This window comes from Burkholderia sp. GbtcB21 (assembly GCF_019091065.1).
GTDB lineage: Bacteria > Pseudomonadota > Gammaproteobacteria > Burkholderiales > Burkholderiaceae > Burkholderia > Burkholderia pyrrocinia_C.
In genome coordinates, this window is the sequence record NZ_JAGXKA010000002.1 from 393,662 (window position 1) to 408,978 (window position 15,317).

Consider the following 15,317-nt stretch of genomic DNA (forward strand, 5'->3'; position numbering starts at 1 on the left):
CGCGCGCATGTTCTCGGATACCGATTTCGCCCACATGGAGCGCGCGCTCGCGCTCGCCGCGCGCGGCATGTATACGACGGCGCCGAATCCGCGCGTCGGCTGCGTGATCGTCAAGGACGGCGACGTGATCGGCGAAGGCTTCACGCAGCCGGCCGGCCAGGACCACGCGGAAGTGCAGGCGCTGAAGGACGCGCGCTCGCGCGGCCACGACGTCGCGGGCTCGACCGTCTACGTGACGCTCGAGCCGTGCAGCCATTTCGGCCGCACGCCGCCGTGCGCGAACGCGCTGAGCGAAGCGCGCGTCGCGAAGGTCGTCGCCGCGATGGAAGACCCGAATCCGCAGGTGTCGGGGCGCGGCCTCGGCATGCTGCGCGACGCGGGCATCGACGTGCGCTGCGGGCTGCTCGCGCATGAAGCCGGCGAACTGAACATCGGCTTCGTGTCGCGGATGACGCGCGGCCGCCCGTGGGTGCGGATGAAGACCGCCGCGTCGCTCGACGGCCGCACCGCGCTGCCGTCCGGCGAAAGCCAGTGGATCACCGGCGAAGCCGCGCGCCTCGACGGGCACGCGTGGCGTGCGCGCGCCTGCGCGATCCTCACCGGAATCGGCACCGTGCGCGAGGACAACCCGCTGCTGACCGTGCGCGGCATCGACACGCCGCGCCAGCCGCAGCGCATCCTGGTCGACAGCCGCCTCGACCTGCCGCTCGACGCACGGCTGCTCGAAGGCCCGCCGCTGCTGATCTTCTGCGGCCGGCTCGATGCGAGCGGCGAAATGCGCGCGAACGTGTTGAAGTCGCGCGGCGCGGAAATCGTGTCGCTCGCGAATGCGCACGGCAAGGTCGACCTGCCCGCGATGCTCGCGGCGCTCGGCGCGCGCGGCGTCAACGAGTTGCACGTCGAGGCCGGCCACAAGCTGAACGGCTCGCTGCTGCGCGAGCATTGCGTCGACGAATTGCTCGTCTATCTCGCGCCGAGCCTGCTGGGCGCCGACGCGGCCGGCATGTTCGACCTCGCCGCGCCAGCGAGCCTCGACGCACGCACGCGACTGTCGTTTCACGGTATCGAGCGGATCGGCGACGATCTGCGGATCCTGGCGCGTGTCGCGCCGCCCGACGCCACGCACTGAACGGGACCGTCACGATGTTTACCGGAATTGTCGCGGCCGTCGGCCGCATCGAATCGATCGATCCGCTCGGCACGTCGGCCGATGCCGGAGTGCGCCTGACCGTGCTGGCCGGCGGGCTCGACCTCGCCGATGTCGCGCTGGGCGACAGCATCGCGATCCAGGGCGCGTGCATGACGGTGATCGACAAGACCGACGCCGCGTTCGACGTCGACGTGTCGCGCGAAAGCCTGAACCGCACGGTCGGCCTCGCGCAACCCGGCGAAGTGAACCTCGAGAAGGCGCTGCGCGCGCACGACCGCCTCGGCGGGCACATCGTGTCGGGCCACGTCGACGGCCTCGGCACCGTGTCGCGCTTCGCTCCGGTCGGCGAGTCGCACGAGCTGCGGATCGTCGCGCCGCGCGAGCTCGGCCGCTATCTCGCGTACAAGGGGTCGATCACGGTCAACGGCGTGAGCCTGACCGTCAACACGATCGACGATCGCGCGGACGGCTGCGAATTCTCGATCAACCTGATTCCGCATACGGTCGAGGTCACGACGCTGCGTCACCTGAAGGCCGGCGACAAGGTCAATCTCGAAGTCGACATGATCGCGCGGTATGTGGAGCGGATGCTGTCGACGTCGCAAGGCGTGCATCAGGACTGATCGTCCTTTTTCGTGCTTTCTTGAGAATGGGGGCCGGCGGTTCGGCCCCGGGCCGCCCGGGTCCGCATATCCGCCGTTTTCCGACAATCGCCGGCCGTCGCGCGCGAACCGCTACGTGTACCGGCGAGCCGCTCCATGAGCGCATTGCCGCCTCGTCGGGCGATCCGTCTTTCAGCGCTTCACCGCCTCGTCGATGACGGGACGACTCCCTGGCCCCATTTCCAACCGCCGCCTGTCCGGTCGGCCGGTCGATTCCGATATCTGCGGTCCATCGCAACAATTCCCGTCGCATCCGCTCGTCGACTCGCGGGCCCGATCCTCGGCCGAACGGCCAACGACGCGCACGGGTCATGCCGTCGCGCTAAGATGCGTCGACAGCGGTTTCAACGCCGCAACGCACGACGCGCCGCGTACCGGCCGCCCCTCTTCCCACAGGAGTCGTTCCCATGTCCATCTCGATGTACCAGGCTTCGCTGCCCGTCCTGATCCGCGGCCTGACCAACCTGCAGCACATCCTCGGCAAGGCGCAGGCGCACGCGGCCGAGAAGCAGATCGACCCGTCGGTGTTCGTCGGCGCGCGCCTCTACCCGGACATGCTGCCGCTCGTCCGCCAGGTCTACATCGCGACCGACACGGCCAAGGGCTGCGCCGCGCGGCTCGCCGGCGCCGAGATCCCGAGCTACCCGGACGTCGAGCAGACCTTCGACGAACTGCACGCGCGCATCCAGAAGACGATCGACTACCTGAAAAGCTTCGACGCCGCGCAGATCGACGGCAGCGAGGCGCGCCAGATCGTGCTGAAGATGCGCGTCGGCCCGATCGAGTTCACCGGCCAGTCGTACCTGCTGAACTTCGTGCTGCCCAATTTCTTCTTCCACGTGACGACCGCGTACGACATCCTGCGCCACAGCGGCGTCGAGCTCGGCAAGCTCGACTACCTCGGCGGACGCAACGAGCACGCGTGACGCATGACGCGCGGCGGCCCGGCCGGGCCTGCCGCGCAGGCCGGCCGCACCGCCTTCCGGAGCGCTTGCCGGCCGAGCGCAACCCGCGCCAGCCGAAACGCCGTCCGGCTGGCGTAAAATACGCACTTTCCTCTTTCTCGCCCCCTTATGACGCTCGCCTCCACGCTCGACATCATCGCCGAGCTGAAAGCCGGCCGGATGGTGATCCTGGTCGACGAAGAAGACCGCGAAAACGAGGGCGACCTCGTGATCGCCGCCGAATTCGTCACACCGGAAGCGATCAACTTCATGGCCAGGTACGGCCGCGGCCTGGTTTGTCTGACGTTGACGCAGGAACGCTGCAAGCAGCTGCACCTGCCGCTGATGACCTACCGCAACGGCACGCAGTACGGCACCGCGTTCACGGTCAGCATCGAAGCGGCCGAAGGCGTGACGACCGGCATCTCGGCCGCCGACCGTGCGCACACGATCGCCACGGCGGTCGCGCACGACGTGCGCCCCGAGCACATCGTGCAGCCGGGCCACGTGTTCCCGATCATGGCGCAGCCGGGCGGCGTGCTCGTGCGTGCGGGCCACACCGAGGCCGGCTGCGACTTCACCGCGCTCGCGGGCCTCACGCCGGCCGCGGTGATCTGCGAGATCATCAAGGACGACGGCACGATGGCGCGCCTGCCCGACTTGATCGAATTCGCGAAGGAACACGGTCTGAAGATCGGCACGATCGCCGACCTGATCCACTATCGCAGCCGCACCGAATCGATCATCGAGCGGATCGCCGAGCGCACGATGCAGACCGCGCACGGCACGTTCCGCGCGGTGCTGTACCGCGACCAGCCGAGCGGTTCGCCGCACATCGCGCTGGTGCGCGGCGCGCCGTCGCCCGACGTCGATACGCCGGTGCGCGTGCACGAGCCGCTGTCGGTGCTCGACCTGCTCGAAACCGGCGTGTCGACGCACTCGTGGACGCTCGACGCCGCGATGCGCGAGATCGCGGAACGCGACCTCGGCGTGATCGTGCTGCTCAACTGCGGCGACACGAAGGAACACCTGATCGACGTCTTCAAGGCGTTCGACGAGGAAGAAAAGGCCGCTGCGCTGAAGCGCCGGCCGGTCGATTTCAAGACGTTCGGCATCGGCGCGCAGATCCTGCGCGATGTCGGCGTCGGCAAGATGCAGGTGCTGTCGAATCCGCGCAAGCTGGGCAGCATGTCCGGCTACGGCCTCGAAGTCACGGGCTTCATTCCGATGCCCGGCGGCGAAGCCAAGTCCTGCCCGGCGTCCAACGCGTAACCCGCCACGGCGCTTTCGCCCTATAACCGTTCATCCACACCACGGACAAGATCATGGAAATCGGACAATACCAACCGAATCTCGAAGGCGACGGCCTGCGTATCGGCATCGTGCAATCGCGCTTCAACGAACCCGTGTGCAACGGTCTCGCCGACGCGTGCGTCGAGGAACTGGAGCGCCTCGGTGTCACCGGTGAAGACGTGCTGCTCGTGTCGGTGCCCGGCGCGCTGGAAATCCCGCTCGCGCTGCAGAAGCTGGCAGAAAGCGGCCAGTTCGACGCGCTGATCGCGCTCGGCGCGGTGATCCGCGGCGAGACCTACCACTTCGAACTCGTGTCGAACGAGAGCGGCGCGGGCATCACCCGCATCGGCCTCGACTTCAACCTGCCGATCGCGAACGCGGTCCTGACGACCGAAAACGACGAGCAGGCCGTCGCGCGCATGACCGAAAAGGGTCGTGACGCGGCGCGCGTCGCCGTCGAGATGGCCAACCTGACGATGGCGCTCGACCAGCTCGGCGACGATGACGAGGACGAAGAAGAGGACGAAGACGACGAAGAGGAGCGCGCATGAAGAAGAGCGCCCGCCGACAATCGCGCGAGCTGGCGACGCAGGGCCTGTATCAGTGGCTGCTGTCGAGCGCGCCCTCCGGCGAGATCGACGCGCAACTGCGCGGCGCGCTCGGTTACGACAAGGCCGACAAGGAGCTGCTCGAAGCCATCCTGCACGGCGTGATCCGCGAGCACGCGACGCTCGTCGAAGCGCTGACGCCATCGCTGGACCGTCCGATCGAGCAGTTGTCGCCGGTCGAACGCGCCGTGCTGCTGATCGCGACGTTCGAGCTCACGCACCACGTCGAAACGCCGTATCGCGTGATCATCAACGAAGCGGTCGAACTCGCGAAGACGTTCGGCGGCTCCGACGGCTACAAGTACGTGAACGGCGTGCTCGACAAGCTCGCCGCGAAGCTGCGCCCCGCCGAAACGCAGGCGCGCCGCAACGGCTGATACCGTTTGTTTGTCCACGGGCGCGCAAGCGCCCGTTTTTCATTCTCTCCCCCGCCCCGCCCGACCGATGAATACCACCGCCGATTCGCTCGTCACGCTCGCCGCACGCGTCGACGCGATCCAGCCCTTCTATGTGATGGAACTGATGAAGGAGGCACAGCGGCTCGAGTCCTCCGGGCGCGATGTTATCCACATGGGCATCGGCGAACCGGATTTCACCGCGCCGGAGCCTGTCGTCGAAGCAGCCGCGGCCGCGCTGCGCCGCGGCGTCACGCAGTACACGAGCGCACTCGGCATTGCGCCGCTGCGCGAGGCGATCGCCGCGCACTATGCGCGCGCGTACGGCCTCACGATCAGCCCCGAACGGATCGTCGTGACGGCCGGCGCGTCGGCGGCGCTGCTGCTCGCGTGCCTCGCGCTCGTCGGCCGCGACGACGAGGTGCTGATGCCCGACCCGTCGTATCCGTGCAACCGGCACTTCGTCGCGGCGGCCGAAGGCCGCGCGGTGCTCGTGCCGAGCGGCCCGGACGCGCGCTTCCAGCTCACCGAGGACGACGTCCGCACACGCTGGGGCGACCGCACGCGCGGCGTGCTGCTCGCGTCGCCGTCGAACCCGACCGGCACGTCGCTCGAACCCGACGAACTGAAGCGAATCGTCGAAGCCGTGCGCGCACGCGGCGGCTTCACGATCGTCGACGAGATCTACCAGGGGCTCAGCTACGACGCGGCGCCCGTGTCGGCACTGTCGTTCGGCGACGATGTCATCACGGTGAACAGCTTCTCGAAGTATTTCAGCATGACCGGCTGGCGGCTCGGCTGGCTCGTCGTGCCGCCCGCGCTGGTCGGCACGTTCGAAAAGCTTGCGCAGAACCTGTTCATCTGCCCGTCCGCACTCGCGCAGCACGCGGCGCTCGCGTGCTTCGAGCCGGCCACGCTCGACATCTACGAGGCGCGCCGGCTCGAATTCAAGCGCCGCCGCGATTTCATCGCACCGGCGCTCGAACGGCTCGGCTTCACGGTTCCGGTGATGCCGGACGGCGCGTTCTACGTGTATGCGCATTGCGGCGGCGTCGCCCATCCGGCAGCCGGCGACAGCGCCGCGCTCACGCAGGCGATGCTGCACGACGCGGGCGTCGTGCTGGTGCCCGGCATGGACTTCGGCGTCCATGCGCCGCGCGACTATATCCGTCTGTCCTATGCGACGGCCTACTCGCGGCTCGAAGAGGCGGTCGATCGGCTCGCGACGCTGTTCGGGCAGCACTGACGCCGCGGCCGGCACACCGGCCGTTTCGCGCACCGCAAAAGGAAAAGGCACCCGATCGGGTGCCTTTCTCATTTCCAGCCGGCCGGAACCGCGCGGTACGCGTCAGGTTACGCGCCGAGTTCCGAATGGTCGCCGTGCGACTGCTTCACGGTATCGACGCTCGCGTCGTTCTGCGGCGACGCTTCCTTCGACGCCGTCGTCTTCGCCGACGTTGCGGCTTCGAGCGTCGCATGCACGCGCTTCGCGCCGCCTGCCGATGCCGTTACGGCAGCGGCCGTGACGATCGGCTTCGCCGGCGCCTGCGGTGCATTGACCGGCACGCTGCGGCCATGCGACACGTCGCGCAGCCGGCCGCGCTCGGCCATCACCTTCGCGCCGTATGCGTTGTCGTCGGGGTTCGTCGAGCCGTTGTACAGCCGCAGGCCGTTCGCGAGCGAGCCGCCGCGGGCGATGCAGTCCTTCAGCACGAGCGCGCCGACCTGGAGGTTCGCGAGCGGCTGCAGTGCGGTATCGGTGCCGCCGAAATACTCGAACTTGTCGGAATGGACCTTCGACATGACCTGCATCAGGCCCTTCGCGCCGACGCCGCTTTCGGCGTAAGGGTTGAAGCCCGACTCGATCGCCATCACGGACAGCAGCAGCAGCGGATCGAGGCCGACGTCACGGCCGGTCTGGAACGCGGCCTTGACGAGCTGGCCGAGCGGCTCCTGAGCGATGCGGTAACGGCGCGACAGATAGGTCGCGACGAGCGCCTGTTCGCGGTTCGACGCGAGCGCACGATCGTCGCGCGCGTCGGCCGGCACCCGCTGGGTCGGGATCAGTTTCGCGAGCGCGACGGGCGACGGGCCGTTGCGGGCCGGATCGGACGCATCGCCCTGCGCGGCGGCTTCCGGTGCGACATCGAGGCCGACCGCAAGCGCGTCCGTTTCCGGGCTCTCTTCCTGCTGCGGCTGCGCGCCGGCAGGCGCGAAGTTCGGCAGCGGATGGCCGGACAGCAAACGGGCAGGCCCGGCCTGCACGGCCGCGGATACGACCGGCATCAGCTTCGCGGCAAGCGTGCCGCGTACGGTCGGCAGCAGCCACAGTGCAAGCGCAACCGCGACAGCGAGACAGCCGACAACGCTGAATAGATGGTGACTGACACGCGTCCCGCGACGCAGCATGTTGCGCACGATTTGCGCATGCTGCTCAGTGGGACGCCACGATAACCAAGCGTTCATTCAGATCATCTCCCATGAACATGACTCGTGCGGCTCGCTCAGCTCGATGGCGAGACAGAAACGCGCCGCGGAATCACGACGCTGCACGCCTTGGTTGGGACGTGCAAGCATCGGGGAAACGGTATAAGTACCGTTCGAGGCCACGGTGTAAGAAGGCCGACGCCTTCGCACACTGGGCGAGACGGGCATACGCGGTGGCACCCACGCAAAAAACCAGCGTCTGGTAGCGCTGGCTGGGACTACGACTAAGGCCGTCGAATACGCCGTGCAGGGTTCGGCGGACGGTGACGCGCTGCGTCAAAGATCGGTGATTGGCGGCTCGAAGCCTTTTACCCTGCAACCAATGTGAGCGGATTCTAGCAGGGTTTTATAGATCGTCAACACTATAAAATCTCAAAATCATAACAAAAAGTAATTTAAAGCCGCCCTTCAGATCGGGAGCCCCGTGCCGTAGGGGGTTTGCGCGCGATCGACTTTTTTCGCGGCCGGGCGTCCATGCGGCAGGCCGGGTAAAATCGTCGGTCGATTCGGGGCCGCAGCCGGCCGCTGCGCCCGCCCACCGTCGCCCGCCATGCGGGCGGCCCGGACCTTCTTCATGAAATACAAAGACTTACGCGATTTCATCCAGCGCCTCGAGGCGCTCGGCGAACTGCGGCGCGTCACGCAACCCGTGTCGCCCGTGCTCGAAATGACCGAGCTGTGCGACCGCGTGCTGCGCGCCGGCGGCCCTGCGCTGCTGTTCAACGCGCCGCCCGGTTATGCGTTTCCCGTGCTCGGCAACCTGTTCGGCACGCCGCGCCGCGTCGCGCTCGGGATGGGCGTCGATGCGGGCGACGACGCCGCGCTCGGCTCGCTGCGCGATCTCGGGCGCCTGCTGTCCGCGCTGAAGGAGCCCGACCCGCCGAAGAGCCTGAAGGACGCCGGCAAGCTGCTGTCGCTCGCGAAGGCCGTGTGGGACATGGCGCCGAAGTCGGTGTCGTCGCCGCCGTGCCAGGAGATCGTCTGGGAAGGCGCCGACGTCGACCTGCACAAGCTGCCGATCCAGACCTGCTGGCCCGGCGACGCGGGGCCGCTCGTCACGTGGGGCCTGACGGTCACGCGCGGGCCGAACAAGTCGCGCCAGAACCTCGGCATCTACCGCCAGCAGCTGATCGGCCGCAACAAGCTGATCATGCGCTGGCTCGCGCATCGCGGCGGCGCGCTCGACTTCCGCGAATTCGCGCTGCAGAACCCCGGCAAGCCGTATCCGGTCGCGATCGTGCTCGGCGCCGATCCGGCCACGACGCTCGGCGCGGTGACGCCCGTGCCCGATTCGCTGTCCGAATATCAGTTCGCCGGTCTGCTGCGCGGCAGCCGCACCGAGCTCGCCAAGTGCCTGACGCCCGACGTCGACACGCTGCAGGTGCCCGCGCGCGCGGAGATCGTGCTCGAAGGCTTCATCCATCCGCAGGACGGCACCCCTGCCCCCGCTCCGGCCGGCGCACCGCCGCGGCCGGCCGGCAACGCGTCCGCCGCGTACGAACATGCGCTCGAAGGGCCGTACGGCGACCACACCGGCTATTACAACGAGCAGGAATGGTTTCCGGTGTTCACCGTCGAGCGCATCACGATGCGCCGCGACGCGATCTACCACTCGACCTACACGGGCAAACCGCCCGACGAGCCCGCGGTGCTCGGCGTCGCGCTCAACGAGGTATTCGTGCCGCTGCTGCAGAAGCAGTTCACGGAGATCACCGACTTCTACCTGCCGCCCGAAGGCTGCAGCTACCGGATGGCCATCGTCCAGATGAGGAAGAGCTACGCGGGCCACGCGAAGCGCGTGATGTTCGGCGTGTGGAGCTTCCTGCGGCAGTTCATGTATACGAAGTTCATCGTGGTCGTCGACGAGGACGTGAACATCCGCGACTGGAAGGAAGTGATCTGGGCGATCACGACGCGCGTCGACCCCGTGCGCGACACGGTGATGGTCGACAGCACGCCGATCGACTATCTCGATTTCGCGTCGCCGGTTGCCGGCCTCGGCTCGAAGATGGGGCTCGACGCGACCAACAAGTGGCCCGGCGAGACGAACCGCGAATGGGGCCGTCCGATCGAGATGGACGCGGCCGTGAAGGCGCGCGTCGACCGGCTCTGGCAGGAGATCGGACTCTGAGGCCGTAGCCGGCGCCCGCCGGCCCGTGGCATCGCACCCACCACCAGAACGACGAAGATGAGCTTTCCTCCCGCCTCGATGCTGTCCGACGGTTTCTTCCTGTCGCTGTCGCTGTGTCTCGACATCGGCCTCGTGAACGTCGCGATGCTGTCGCTGACACTGTCGCACGGCTTCCGGCCGGGCTTCTGGCTCGGCGTCGGCTCGTGCGTCGGCGATCTCCTCTACGCGGCGCTCGCGCTCGCGGGGATGGCCGTGCTGCTGCAGTTCGAGGCCGTGCGCTGGATCGTCTGGATCGGCGGTGGCGCCGTGCTGCTGTTCCTCACGTGGAAGATGGCGCGCGAAGCATTGGCGCCGGCCAGGGCGGCCGACGACGACGCGGACGAGGCACCGCCGCCGCGCGCGAGCGCGCGGCGCAGTTTCCTGCGCGGGATGCTGCTCGCGATGTCGTCGCCGAGCGCGATCCTGTGGTTCGCCGCGGTCGGCGGCGCACTGATCGCGAAAGCCGGCGCGACCACGCCGGCCACCGCGTCGGTGTTCCTGTCGGGCTTCTTCCTCGGCGGCCTCGCGTGGACGCTCTTCATGTGCACGCTCGCGAGCCAGGGCCGCAAGCGCGCGGGCGCCGGGCTGATGCGCGCGTGCCACGTCGCGTCGGCGCTGCTGTTCGCCTATTTCTCGTACAGCGTGATCGTCGGCGGCTACCGCGACCTGATCGCGCACGCGGCGTAAGCGAAGCCGGCCTGCACGGGCCGCGCGTCGAGCCGCGGCACCAATAAAAAAACGGCGCAGCGCCCCTCGCGGGACGTTGCGCCGTTTTGCCACGCGCGGTCAGGCCGCGCGGGACGAATCAGCGACGCCAGTAGCCGTGATGGCCCCAGCCGCCGTAGCCATGACGCCAGTACGGACGACCGTAGTAACCGCCGTAGCCGCCGACGACCACCGCGGGCGGCGGCGCATAGTAGGCCGGTGCCGGTGCGTAGTACACGGGCGGAGGCGGCGGCGCGTAGTACACGGGCGGCGGCGGTGCATAAACGGGATACGCGGGCGCGACCGGGATACCGATGCCGACCCCGATCGACACGTGAGCCTGCGCGGCGCTTGCGGCACCCAGACCCAGCGCGGCGGCGGCGATGAACGGAATGAGCTTTTTCACTTCGATTCTCCTGCTGGAGCGGTATTTTCTGCGCCCCTGTCGGCAACGGCGGGCATGCACGTTGCATGGAAGCAATGTAGCGAAAACCCGCCTCTCGCGTGTTTCGCATTTGTTGCAAATTGCAATTGCAGGCGGCCGGAGCCGCCGTGCGGCGTGGCTTCCAGAGCCTGCGGCGAGCCTTGCAGGTCGCGCGATTCCGTCCGACGAGTCGGGGCGCGACGCGACGATCGGTCAGTCTTACCGGATGCGGCACGCGCGGCGGACACGCGCACGTAATGAACGATTACAAATTTGAAACAGGACGCCGACGATTCAACAGGAACGTGCGCGCAGCCTGTTTCAGGGTCGGGTTCACTGAACGGAATTCGACCGTGATGCAGGACGCAAATACGCGTGTGATCGCACCGCATACCGGTAATGACTACATGCGTCCGCGCGGAAATCGACCTTACGCGACCGCGCCTTCATTCCTGCGATACTGGCGGCTGCTTCGTTTTCGCTTACGTCCCCGCCGCCATGTCTCTTCCCGACACACCCCGTCTCGGCTTCATCGGCGCCGGCCGCCTCGCGCGCTGCGTTGCGCAGCGCTTCGCGCAGGCCGGCTTTCCCGTCGTCGCGATCGCGAGCCGCACACCCGAATCGGCCGCGGCGCTCGCCGCGCGCATCGCCGGCTGCCGGGCCGTCGACACGCCGCAGCAGGTCGCCGACGCCGCCGACCTGATCTTCCTGACGGTTCCCGACGACCATCTCGCGTCGACCGCCGCGGCGCTCCGCTTCGACGCGTCGCGCGCCGCCAGTCAGGCAGTCGTCCACTGCAGCGGCGCGTCGGCGGTCGCGCTGCTCGATCCGGCGAAACGGCAAGGCGCGGCCACCGGCGGCTTCCATCCGCTCTACCTGTTCGGCGGCACCGACGCCGACCTCGCGCGCATCGACGGCTGCTCGGTCACGATCGAAGCCGACGGCGCGCTGCACGCGACGCTGATGCGACTTGCTGCCGCACTCGGCTGCCATCCGCTGTCGATTCCGGCCGGCGGCCGGATGCTCTATCACGCGGCCGCGCACTACGCGGCGAGCTTCGCGCTGTGCGGGCTGTCGGAAGCGGTCGAGCTGTGGCGCGGCCTCGGTTTCGACGAGGAAGCCGCGCTGCGCGCACTGCTGCCGATGCTCGCCGGCACGATCGAAACCGCGCGCGACAAGGGGCTCGCGAACGCGCTCGCCGGCCCGGTGTCGCGCGGCGATACGGGCATCGTCGAACGCCAGTTGGCTCTGCTCGAAGCACGCGGTGGCGATCACGCGACGCTGTACGCGCTGATGACGCGCCGCGCGATCGCGCTCGCGGCGAAGCGCGCCGCGCCGCCGGCGTCGCTGCCGGCGCTCGCCGAAGCCGTCGAAACGTCGCTCGCGCGCACGGCCGCGCACCCCTCCCCGTCGCGAGACGAGGCGTGATAAGGTGTCGGCCGATGCGCCGCCATCCGGCGTTGGCGGCCGCACGCTACTCGACTGTATAAAAAGGATGCCAACGATGTTCGGCGAGATCGCCCGTTTTCTGCTCAATACCGTCTTCACGCTGTTCGGCGCCGCGCTGATCCTGCGCGTCTGGATGCAGGCCGTCCGCGTGCCGCCGTACAACCCCGTCACGCAGGCCGTGCTGCAGGCGACCAACTGGCTCGTGCTGCCGCTGCGCCGCGTGATCGCGGGCGTACGCGGCATCGACTGGGCCAGCGTCGTCGCCGCGCTGCTGACCGCGCTCGTCTACGTCGTGCTGATGGTCGTGATGGCCGGCTTCGATCCGGCCGCGGTGATCCCGACGCTCGTCGTGGTCGCGCTGCTCACCGTCGTGAAGTGGGCACTCAACCTCGTGATCTGGATGACGATCCTGATGGCGCTGCTGTCGTGGCTCAACCCGCGCTCGCCGGCGATGCCGATCCTGTTCCAGCTCACCGCGCCGTTCCTGAACCCGCTGCGCCGCATCATCCCGAACCTCGGCGGCATCGACCTGTCGCCGATCCTGCTGTTCGTGATCGTGCAGGTGCTGCTGATGATCGTCACGCGCGCCGCCGTGTCGCTGACGATCTTCGGCATCTGACCGACGCTGCCCCCTACGCCGCCGGCCCCTGCGCCGGCGGCGCGCCGAGCGTGTCGATCACGCCGAAGCGCGCCGGAATCATCGCGTAGCACACGCGCACTTTCTCGCGCGACAACCGTTCGAGCAAACGCTGCGCCTCGTCCTCGGTGACGATGAATTCGACCTCGATCGCGAGCGAACCCTGCAGCTCGAAGAAGCGGTCCTCGTGCAGCACGCGATGCTGGCCGAAGCCGGCCATCGCGCGAAACGCGGAACCGCCCGCGACGCCCATCCGGTTCGCCTCCTCCAGCAGCCATTCCCACAGCGGTTTCCAGTGCAGCCGGTGCTGCTCGTGCACATAGAAACGCAAGAAGACCCTGTCCATCGCACCCTCCGATGGCGGCACGCTCAGGCCGCCGCGAGCCACGCGCGCGCGGTCCACATGCCGAGCGCCGTCAGCGCGAACGATCCAGTCAAGTGTAGGGCAGCCACCGCAAACGCCCATCCGAATTCGCCCTGCAACGCATGCGTCATCACTTCGACCGAATAGGTCGAGAACGTCGTGAGGCCGCCGAGGAAGCCCGTGATCACGAACAGCCGCCACTCGGGCGGCAGCCCGACGCGGGTCGTGAACACGACGGCGGCGATGCCGATCACGTAGCCGCCGATCAGGTTCGCGGCGAGCGTGCCGAGCGGCACCTCGGGAAAGAATTCGTTGAGCGCGAGGCTCAGGAACCAGCGCAGCAACGCGCCGAGCCCGGCGCCGACGAAGATCGCGACGATCGAATAGAACAAGGGCACTCCTCGCTGACGACGCCGCGTGGCGGATGCGGCCTACGCTGAACTGTATGCGGAATCGCGCCGCGGCGGCAACGCCCGCGGAGCGGGCCGTCGTGCGCCGGATCGTGTCGCACCGGCACGATGCATTTCATTATTCCCGCGAATCCGTCGCACTCGATATTTTCCGACGCATTACGCAGGACATTACAAATCAATTAAAACCCAATTGATTATCCATCAGTGATTTTAAAAAATCGGCAAAGCAACTTCATCCGCTGCACGCCCACCTTTAAAACCCCATATTTCACGGGACTTCCGCGTAGTTTCCCTTATCAGACATTCCCGTATCCGGCCGATATTCCATGCAATTGAATTCGCCGATTTTGTAGACTTGTTCCGCCAACCCACTCCATCGACATGGAGACTCGAAAAATGAACAATATCCGCCTGTCATCCATGTTGATTCCGGCGCTGTGCGCGTCGCTGCTCGCATCGAGCGTCGCGCTCGCCGACGGCAACGGACCGCCGTCCTACGTCGAAGGCAACCGCGCGCCGAAAGGATACGCGCGCCCGCCGTTCCATACCAAGCCGCGCGCGAGCACGGCTTCGATATCCGGCCTCACGCCCGCGCTCACCCGACACGCGTACGGGTTCGACACGATCGCCAACCAGGGCGACGGGATGGTCGTCGCGATCGTCGATGCGTACGACGACCCGAAGATCGAGGCCGATCTCGGCGTGTTCAGCAACGCGTTCTCGCTGCCGGCCTGCACGTCGTCGAACGGCTGCTTCACCAAGGTGTACGCGCGCGGCACACGGCCCAGGACCGATTCGGGCTGGGCGCTCGAGACGTCGCTCGACGTCGAATGGGTGCATGCGATCGCGCCGAAGGCGAAGATCGTGCTCGTCGAGGCCGCGTCGGCCAGCTTCAGCGACCTGCTGGCCGCGGTCGACGTCGCGGTCAAGCGCGGCGCCTCGGTCGTGTCGATGAGTTTCGGCGGCAGCGAGTTCGGCAGCGAGGCCGGCTTCGACAGCCACTTCAACGTCGCGGGCGTCACGTTCGTCGCGTCGTCCGGCGACAGCGGCGCCGGGACCGATTACCCGGCGGCGTCGCCGTACGTGGTGGCGGTGGGCGGCACGACGTTGTCCATCGATGCGTACGGCAACTACGTCGGCGAGGCGGCGTGGAGCGGCAGCGGCGGCGGCGTGAGCACCGTCGAGGCCGAGCCGGCCGGCCAGACCGCGTGGCCGGTTCCGGTCGCCGGCAAGCGCGGCGTGCCCGACGTCAGCTACGACGCGAATCCGTCCAGCGGTTTCGCGGTGTACGACTCGGTCGCCTACCAGGGGCAGGCGGGCTGGTTCCAGGTCGGCGGCACGAGCGCGGGCGCGCCGCAATGGTCGGCGCTCGTCGCGATCGCGAATTCGCTGCGCGCGGCGGCCGGCAAGAGCCGGTTGAGCGGCACCTACGATTCGCTCTATACGGTCGGGAAAACCGCGTACGGCAGCGACTTTCACGACGTGACGACCGGGTCCAACGGCAATTGCGGCAGCGTCTGCAACGCAGCGGGCGGCTACGACTACGTGACGGGTCTCGGTTCGCCGCAAGCACCTGCGCTCGTGCAGGCGCTCGTCGCCCAGCCGTAACCGCGCGG

16 protein-coding genes are annotated in these 15,317 nt (G+C 67.9%); 12 read left to right on the plus strand and 4 right to left on the minus strand.

The genetic code is table 11. From position 1 onward, the window contains the following. Positions 1–7 precede the first annotated feature (7 nt). The 7 genes from ribD to KVT39_RS06125 all read left to right on the plus strand — a co-directional run bounded on the left by ribD (position 8) and on the right by KVT39_RS06125 (position 6,298). The gene (gene ribD, locus KVT39_RS06095) at positions 8–1,129 is read left to right on the plus strand and encodes a bifunctional diaminohydroxyphosphoribosylaminopyrimidine deaminase/5-amino-6-(5-phosphoribosylamino)uracil reductase RibD (RefSeq protein ID WP_034182951.1); all 1,122 of its coding nucleotides are present in this window, start codon (positions 8–10) and stop codon (positions 1,127–1,129) included. A gap of 14 nt (positions 1,130–1,143) precedes the next feature. Then, entirely contained in the window at positions 1,144–1,773 is a 630-nt protein-coding gene (locus KVT39_RS06100) for a riboflavin synthase (protein ID WP_105393452.1), read from the plus strand. A gap of 446 nt (positions 1,774–2,219) precedes the next feature. Beyond that, entirely contained in the window at positions 2,220–2,738 is a 519-nt protein-coding gene (locus KVT39_RS06105) for a DUF1993 family protein (protein ID WP_105393453.1), read from the plus strand. Positions 2,739–2,885: 147 nt separating this feature from the next. Next, positions 2,886–4,028, plus strand: coding sequence for a bifunctional 3,4-dihydroxy-2-butanone-4-phosphate synthase/GTP cyclohydrolase II (gene ribBA / locus KVT39_RS06110; protein ID WP_034182948.1), 1,143 nt, complete (start codon positions 2,886–2,888; stop codon positions 4,026–4,028). Positions 4,029–4,081: 53 nt separating this feature from the next. Then, entirely contained in the window at positions 4,082–4,600 is a 519-nt protein-coding gene (gene ribH, locus KVT39_RS06115; protein ID WP_011351235.1) for a 6,7-dimethyl-8-ribityllumazine synthase, read from the plus strand. Beyond that, the gene (nusB, locus tag KVT39_RS06120; protein WP_034182947.1) at positions 4,597–5,034 is read left to right on the plus strand and encodes a transcription antitermination factor NusB; all 438 of its coding nucleotides are present in this window, start codon (positions 4,597–4,599) and stop codon (positions 5,032–5,034) included. Before ribH ends, nusB begins: the two co-directional genes overlap by 4 nt. 67 nt (positions 5,035–5,101) lie before the next feature. Then, positions 5,102–6,298, plus strand: coding sequence for a pyridoxal phosphate-dependent aminotransferase (locus tag KVT39_RS06125; protein ID WP_034182946.1), 1,197 nt, complete (start codon positions 5,102–5,104; stop codon positions 6,296–6,298). A gap of 107 nt (positions 6,299–6,405) precedes the next feature. Here KVT39_RS06125 and KVT39_RS06130 read toward each other — a convergent pair whose 3' ends face one another. Continuing rightward, positions 6,406–7,518, minus strand: a complete 1,113-nt coding sequence (locus tag KVT39_RS06130) for a lytic transglycosylase domain-containing protein (protein WP_131947158.1) — start codon at positions 7,516–7,518, stop codon at positions 6,406–6,408. 595 nt (positions 7,519–8,113) lie between these two features. Between KVT39_RS06130 and KVT39_RS06135 the strand changes: the two genes are divergently transcribed. Together KVT39_RS06135 and KVT39_RS06140 are read left to right on the plus strand one after the other, a co-directional pair. Then, positions 8,114–9,670: a UbiD family decarboxylase gene (locus tag KVT39_RS06135; protein ID WP_217588144.1), complete on the plus strand. Its 1,557-nt coding sequence runs from the start codon at positions 8,114–8,116 to the stop codon at positions 9,668–9,670. A gap of 57 nt (positions 9,671–9,727) precedes the next feature. Then, on the plus strand, positions 9,728–10,396 hold the full coding sequence (locus KVT39_RS06140) for a LysE family translocator (RefSeq protein ID WP_131947160.1): 669 nt from the start codon (positions 9,728–9,730) through the stop codon (positions 10,394–10,396). A gap of 118 nt (positions 10,397–10,514) precedes the next feature. Here the strand turns inward: KVT39_RS06140 and KVT39_RS06145 are convergent, their stop codons facing one another. Beyond that, positions 10,515–10,820, minus strand: coding sequence for a hypothetical protein (locus tag KVT39_RS06145; protein WP_027783774.1), 306 nt, complete (start codon positions 10,818–10,820; stop codon positions 10,515–10,517). 516 nt (positions 10,821–11,336) lie between these two features. Between KVT39_RS06145 and KVT39_RS06150 the strand changes: the two genes are divergently transcribed. Together KVT39_RS06150 and KVT39_RS06155 are read left to right on the plus strand one after the other, a co-directional pair. Beyond that, positions 11,337–12,266, plus strand: a complete 930-nt coding sequence (locus KVT39_RS06150) for a Rossmann-like and DUF2520 domain-containing protein (RefSeq protein WP_175748785.1) — start codon at positions 11,337–11,339, stop codon at positions 12,264–12,266. Positions 12,267–12,342: 76 nt separating this feature from the next. Beyond that, positions 12,343–12,906 carry a YggT family protein gene (locus tag KVT39_RS06155; RefSeq protein ID WP_034182941.1) on the plus strand — a complete coding sequence of 188 codons (564 nt, stop codon included), beginning with the start codon at positions 12,343–12,345 and terminating at the stop codon, positions 12,904–12,906. Positions 12,907–12,919: 13 nt separating this feature from the next. On the opposite strand, the gene KVT39_RS06160 is transcribed toward KVT39_RS06155, so the two are convergent. Continuing rightward, positions 12,920–13,270: a DUF190 domain-containing protein gene (locus KVT39_RS06160; RefSeq protein ID WP_034183430.1), complete on the minus strand. Its 351-nt coding sequence runs from the start codon at positions 13,268–13,270 to the stop codon at positions 12,920–12,922. A gap of 23 nt (positions 13,271–13,293) precedes the next feature. Next, entirely contained in the window at positions 13,294–13,680 is a 387-nt protein-coding gene (gene crcB, locus KVT39_RS06165; RefSeq protein ID WP_034182940.1) for a fluoride efflux transporter CrcB, read from the minus strand. Positions 13,681–14,097: 417 nt separating this feature from the next. Here crcB and KVT39_RS06170 point away from each other — a divergent pair, with 417 nt between their 5' ends. Then, positions 14,098–15,309 (plus strand): S53 family peptidase, encoded by a 1,212-nt coding sequence (locus KVT39_RS06170; RefSeq protein WP_175748784.1) that lies wholly within the window; start codon positions 14,098–14,100, stop codon positions 15,307–15,309. Positions 15,310–15,317 lie beyond the last annotated feature (8 nt).

Excerpts from the sequence above, each read along its gene's own strand:
- KVT39_RS06140 (WP_131947160.1), top strand. The coding sequence starts at position 9,728 with ATGAGCTTTCCTCCCGCCTCGATGCTGTCCGACGGTTTCTTCCTGTCG.
- KVT39_RS06130 (WP_131947158.1), bottom strand. The coding sequence starts at position 7,518 with ATGAACGCTTGGTTATCGTGGCGTCCCACTGAGCAGCATGCGCAAATC.
- KVT39_RS06100 (WP_105393452.1), top strand. The coding sequence starts at position 1,144 with ATGTTTACCGGAATTGTCGCGGCCGTCGGCCGCATCGAATCGATCGAT.
- nusB (WP_034182947.1), top strand. The coding sequence starts at position 4,597 with ATGAAGAAGAGCGCCCGCCGACAATCGCGCGAGCTGGCGACGCAGGGC.
- KVT39_RS06155 (WP_034182941.1), top strand. The coding sequence starts at position 12,343 with ATGTTCGGCGAGATCGCCCGTTTTCTGCTCAATACCGTCTTCACGCTG.
- KVT39_RS06135 (WP_217588144.1), top strand. The coding sequence starts at position 8,114 with ATGAAATACAAAGACTTACGCGATTTCATCCAGCGCCTCGAGGCGCTC.
- KVT39_RS06125 (WP_034182946.1), top strand. The coding sequence starts at position 5,102 with ATGAATACCACCGCCGATTCGCTCGTCACGCTCGCCGCACGCGTCGAC.
- KVT39_RS06105 (WP_105393453.1), top strand. The coding sequence starts at position 2,220 with ATGTCCATCTCGATGTACCAGGCTTCGCTGCCCGTCCTGATCCGCGGC.
- ribBA (WP_034182948.1), top strand. The coding sequence starts at position 2,886 with ATGACGCTCGCCTCCACGCTCGACATCATCGCCGAGCTGAAAGCCGGC.
- KVT39_RS06160 (WP_034183430.1), bottom strand. The coding sequence starts at position 13,270 with ATGGACAGGGTCTTCTTGCGTTTCTATGTGCACGAGCAGCACCGGCTG.
- KVT39_RS06150 (WP_175748785.1), top strand. The coding sequence starts at position 11,337 with ATGTCTCTTCCCGACACACCCCGTCTCGGCTTCATCGGCGCCGGCCGC.
- ribD (WP_034182951.1), top strand. The coding sequence starts at position 8 with ATGTTCTCGGATACCGATTTCGCCCACATGGAGCGCGCGCTCGCGCTC.
- KVT39_RS06170 (WP_175748784.1), top strand. The coding sequence starts at position 14,098 with ATGAACAATATCCGCCTGTCATCCATGTTGATTCCGGCGCTGTGCGCG.
- ribH (WP_011351235.1), top strand. The coding sequence starts at position 4,082 with ATGGAAATCGGACAATACCAACCGAATCTCGAAGGCGACGGCCTGCGT.